Origin of the sequence: Acinetobacter sp. YK3, assembly GCF_001729365.1 — a bacterium.
GTDB classification, from domain to species: Bacteria; Pseudomonadota; Gammaproteobacteria; order Pseudomonadales; family Moraxellaceae; genus Acinetobacter; species Acinetobacter vivianii.
In genome coordinates, this window is the sequence record NZ_LZPJ01000056.1 from 1 (window position 1) to 4,404 (window position 4,404).

Genomic DNA, 4,404 nt, shown 5'->3' on the forward strand with positions numbered 1-4,404 from the left:
ATATTAAATTATATCGATAGAACCAAAAAGAACAGAGAAAATCTTATTAATATTTTACAATTATTTAATTTAACCATTTGGTAAAATAAAAACCAAGATTATAAACCAAACAGATTATTCCATTTCGGTTTATCAAACTTTAAATTCGATAAAAAAAATGATAAATCCAACTTGAACAATCCATATATTTGCGGTTGAAAATCAATAAGTATGATTTGCTTTGAAACGTATTGCCCCCTCAATATAATCTTTCAAATATTTACCAATCAATCGATGATCTTTCACATTGGTTGGCCAGAAATGTTCAAGCCCAATGTCACTAATAATATTTAAGATTGTATTAAAGGTGAACAATACTTTGAGCGATAGCGCATCCTGCTCTGCTTCAGGTAAAGCAAGCATTAAAAGTTCAACTGCTTTATTTGAAATGGGTACCAGTGTCTTGGCAACGATCATTCGCCCCTCATCTCCTGCACTTATTGTCTTGGAGAAGAATTTCAGATAATGAATACCATTTTCCTGCAAGAGGATGTTGACCATAGGCTTCATGAGCGCATCGACAACATCTGAGACTTGTACCTGTTCTGGCTGTATTACATTGAGCAGAGCCAAGCTATCATTGACGTAAGGTTGCATCACATGTGCCAATGCAGCTTCGACCAATCCCCACTTATTTTTGAAGTGATAGTAAAGTGCAGATTTATTTGCCACCCCAGCAGTTTCATTTATTTTCTGAACAGAAAGCGTTTCAACATTGTTCTGCGAAAAAAGAACAATAGCTGCTTCGATCAGCTTCTCTTTCGTTTGATTGGTCATGCTATTTCACAGGGAAAGATTTGAATCGATTGCTTTTATATCATAAGGCATCAAAATTAAACCAATCTTTCAACAAGATTGGTTTAATGCGTGAGGTAGATGTAACAGCTTAAACACAGCCTCTGTCTTCAAAAGCAGCTTTAGAGGTATAGCGAATATCTGGTAAGTAATCCCCCATCACTGTTTTTTCATCACTCCATGCTTTGACATTTTGTACGGCGTGCTTAAATTCAGGATCAGGTAATAAATTACGCATGATCAATAGACCAAAGTCAGGGTGTCCAAACGTTTTTCCATCCTCAGCAGTATAACCTGAGCCTCTTGGACTTAACTCTAGGAAATACACACCACATTCTTCACGTGCATTTGTAGGTCTGTCTTCGGCTAAAGATGCGACAATGGTATAAAACCCATCTTTATCAACTTTCTGAATATTTTCATCATACAGACAATAATTGGTTGCGGTACTTATGATTTCATTACTACAAATCGACCAATAACGTACATCTGTCTTTTGAACAAACTGATCATTATTAAAGGTTTTTTCAGTATTTGGTACTTTACCACGAAGCTCAATCACTTTACCTAGTCTACGACTGGTTGCCGCAAACACGTATTCATTATCTGGTGTCGCCCAATAGTTGAGTTTCGGCGTAACCGTTAAACCCTCACACTTTTCTAAAGGTTGCTTGGTCACTGGGTCAAACTTATAAGTACATTTAAAATTATCTAAACCACTAAAAGCCTTGTACCACTTTGGTTCCAACTGAGCCGGAAAACCTTCATAACGATTTTGATTGAATGCAGCTAAAGTCGCTTGTAAAGGCAATGTTGTTGTACGATCAATCGGTCCTTGCTTAACCTGTAAGATATTACAAACCTCATTGCCCTTTTTCACCTCACCATTGGCAAGCTGAACTTTAAAACGTGGAAAACTTACATTGCCTTTCTCATTCATATTTTTGTTAGGGACATAGACACGATATAAAATGGCAACTTTATTATCTGCTGTTTTAGGCGCATAAAGCGTATTTTTGGCTGGTGTAGCAGGTAAGTCTGCCAGTTGTAGTTGTGCTGAATATGCGCGCTCTTTTCCCAGACGATTATTGCCTTCTATAAAAGGATTGGTTGCCCCTTGATTTGGTTCAATCGCCCGATCAAGCAACGAATTGACCCGCTCACCTTTTGCGGTATAGCTGACCAGAGAAAAATGACGAGAATAAGGATAATCTCCATCAATCATCACTTTGGCACCCTCAGGTACCGTAAACTCAGATGACCAGTAATTTACATTGGTATCAGGAAATGCAAAATTAAGTGGATCTTCACCAGTATGTGATTTACTGGTAACCGAGTTTTGCCACATACAATCAGTGGGTTCAGTAACTGGAGGTGGCTGATTGCTGGCCGAACTTGAATGATCATCGTCATTGCATGCAGTTAGCCCGGCAGAACCCATTACCGTTAAAAAAATTGCCGTTTTTACTTTATTGCGTTTTTCCATAAATTTTTTCCTTTTTAATCAATTTCTAATCAACCTATCCACTGGTTTCATACTTATGATTTTGGATTTTGTTCACTTAAGATCTAATCCATCTAGATTAAAATAATAATCCAAATGGATTAAATTTCAAGCGATTTACAATTTATGTCAAAAATAAAACTTAGCTGATTGAATTTTTTAACTTTTTAATTAGTCCTTTTAGGCGCTTGATTGAGAAAATAATCTCTTTCTTAACCACAAAGACACACTGACCAATGCAATCAACACAGGAACTTCAACCAATGGGCCAATCACCGTTGTAAAAGCCACTGGTGAAGCCAAGCCAAATGTTGCAATCGCAACGGCAAGGGCCAGTTCGAAATTATTCCCCGCAGCGGTAAAAGATATTGCTGTTGTTTTGGGATAATCATTCCCCATCCATTTGCTCATAAAAAAGCTAATGAAGAACATTACAACAAAGTAAATTGTCAGCGGAATCGCAATACGGATCACATCTAAAGGCAGGCTAATCACCTCACCACCTTTCAGGCTAAACATAGCGACAATCGTGAACAGCAAAGCCAATAAACTAAATGGACTAATCTTGGGAATAAAATGATGCTGATACCATTCCAGCCCTTTAGTTTTCACCAAAACCAAACGAGTCATAAATCCAAGAAAAAATGGAATCCCTAAATAAACCAGTACGGCATGGGTAATTGTCCAGAAATCGACATGGATCACTTGCCCTGCGATACCAAAATACGGCGGCAAGACACTCAAAAATAACCAGGCATAGGTACTAAAAAATAGAATCTGAAACACGCTATTAAAGGCCACAAGAGCGGCGACATACTGGTTATCACCACAAGCCAAATCATTCCAGACCAAAACCATCGCAATACAACGCGCCAAACCAATAAGAATGAGCCCCGTCATATATTCAGGATAATGATGCAAAAAAATAATCGCCAGACCAAACATCAAGCTTGGTGCAATCAGCCAGTTCTGTATCAAAGACAAGCTCAGCGTCTTTTTATCTTTAAATACCTCGGGCAGGCTTGCATAGTCCACTTTTGCCAAAGGAGGATACATCATCAAAATCAGTCCGATTGCAATCGGAATATTGACCGAATCAACATGCATCCGATCCAAAGCAATAGAGGCTTGTGGGAAAAATACGCCTATTGCAACGCCTAAGCCCATTGCAAGAAAAATCCACACGGTCAGATGACGATCTAAAAAGGATAACTTTTTCATAGGTTTTATTCGCAACAGCTTTTGCGATCTAAGCGTTGTAATTGAGGGAAAATTGTTGTGTGCTGTAACTTCAAAACGTCAAAGATTTCGTTACACCAACTTGGTAAATGGGCCGCAATACTGTAGTACACCCATTGTCCCTGACGGCGATCTTGTAATATTCCACTTGCACGTAATAAAGCTAAATGGCGAGAAATCTTTGGCTGGCTTAATTGTAATTTTTCAGTTAAATCACAGACGCATAATTCTTTATGCTCCGCAACGAGCATCACAATACTCAGCCTTGTTTCATCCGATAAGCATTTAAAAAAATTGACGGCATCCATCTCTATCTCCGACTTAACTTATTCATTTCATTCATCAGGGTTTACTGGATACGCTGTCCATTTTCATCAATGATCTGCTCGCCATCTTCTTTATTGAAAGCACCTTTTTGGGCAAGCACTAAAATGTCGAGTACAACTTCTGACGGACGACAAAGGCGGGTTCCCGTTGAGGTCACTACAAAAGGACGATTGATCAGAATTGGATGCTCAAGCATAAACTGGATCAGTTGTTCATCCGTCCAGTCATCACGATCCAAATTCAGTGCATGATAGGGCTCGACATTTTTTCGAATTGCATCTCGTACAGTTAACTGCGCATCCTGAATCAGTTGTACCAATTCATTTTGTGTCGGGGGATGAATTAAATATTCAATGATGGTCGGTTCAATTCCAGTATTTCGAATCAACGCCAAGGTATTACGAGAAGTTCCACAAGCAGGATTGTGATAAATCTTGATTTCTGCCATTAGAAAGACATCCAAAGAATAATATAATCTTAATAAATGATTATCCATAACG

Annotated in this window: 5 protein-coding genes; all 5 read right to left on the reverse strand. The window is 38.4% G+C overall.

Annotated elements, in window-relative coordinates:
• Window positions 1-201: 201 nt before the first annotated feature.
• The 5 genes from A9Z07_RS05165 to arsC all read right to left on the reverse strand — a co-directional run bounded on the left by A9Z07_RS05165 (window position 202) and on the right by arsC (window position 4,352).
• Window positions 202-816 carry a TetR/AcrR family transcriptional regulator gene (locus A9Z07_RS05165; RefSeq protein WP_069577485.1) on the reverse strand — a complete coding sequence of 205 codons (615 nt, stop codon included), beginning with the start codon at window positions 814-816 and terminating at the stop codon, window positions 202-204.
• Between the two features lie 109 nt (window positions 817-925).
• Window positions 926-2,320 carry a hypothetical protein gene (locus tag A9Z07_RS05170; protein ID WP_069577487.1) on the reverse strand — a complete coding sequence of 465 codons (1,395 nt, stop codon included), beginning with the start codon at window positions 2,318-2,320 and terminating at the stop codon, window positions 926-928.
• 198 nt (window positions 2,321-2,518) lie between these two features.
• Entirely contained in the window at window positions 2,519-3,559 is a 1,041-nt protein-coding gene (gene arsB / locus A9Z07_RS05175) for an ACR3 family arsenite efflux transporter (protein WP_069577489.1), read from the reverse strand.
• Window positions 3,560-3,564: 5 nt separating this feature from the next.
• Window positions 3,565-3,885, reverse strand: a complete 321-nt coding sequence (locus A9Z07_RS05180) for a metalloregulator ArsR/SmtB family transcription factor (protein WP_005255205.1) — start codon at window positions 3,883-3,885, stop codon at window positions 3,565-3,567.
• 41 nt (window positions 3,886-3,926) lie between these two features.
• Window positions 3,927-4,352, reverse strand: a complete 426-nt coding sequence (arsC, locus tag A9Z07_RS05185) for an arsenate reductase (glutaredoxin) (RefSeq protein ID WP_069577491.1) — start codon at window positions 4,350-4,352, stop codon at window positions 3,927-3,929.
• Between the last annotated feature and the right edge of the window lie 52 nt (window positions 4,353-4,404).

Bases quoted from the DNA above. Each gene is read 5' to 3' on its own strand.
- A9Z07_RS05165 (WP_069577485.1), bottom strand. From the start codon at position 816: ATGACCAATCAAACGAAAGAGAAGCTGATCGAAGCAGCTATTGTTCTT.
- A9Z07_RS05170 (WP_069577487.1), bottom strand. From the start codon at position 2,320: ATGGAAAAACGCAATAAAGTAAAAACGGCAATTTTTTTAACGGTAATG.
- arsB (WP_069577489.1), bottom strand. From the start codon at position 3,559: ATGAAAAAGTTATCCTTTTTAGATCGTCATCTGACCGTGTGGATTTTT.
- A9Z07_RS05180 (WP_005255205.1), bottom strand. From the start codon at position 3,885: ATGGATGCCGTCAATTTTTTTAAATGCTTATCGGATGAAACAAGGCTG.
- arsC (WP_069577491.1), bottom strand. From the start codon at position 4,352: ATGGCAGAAATCAAGATTTATCACAATCCTGCTTGTGGAACTTCTCGT.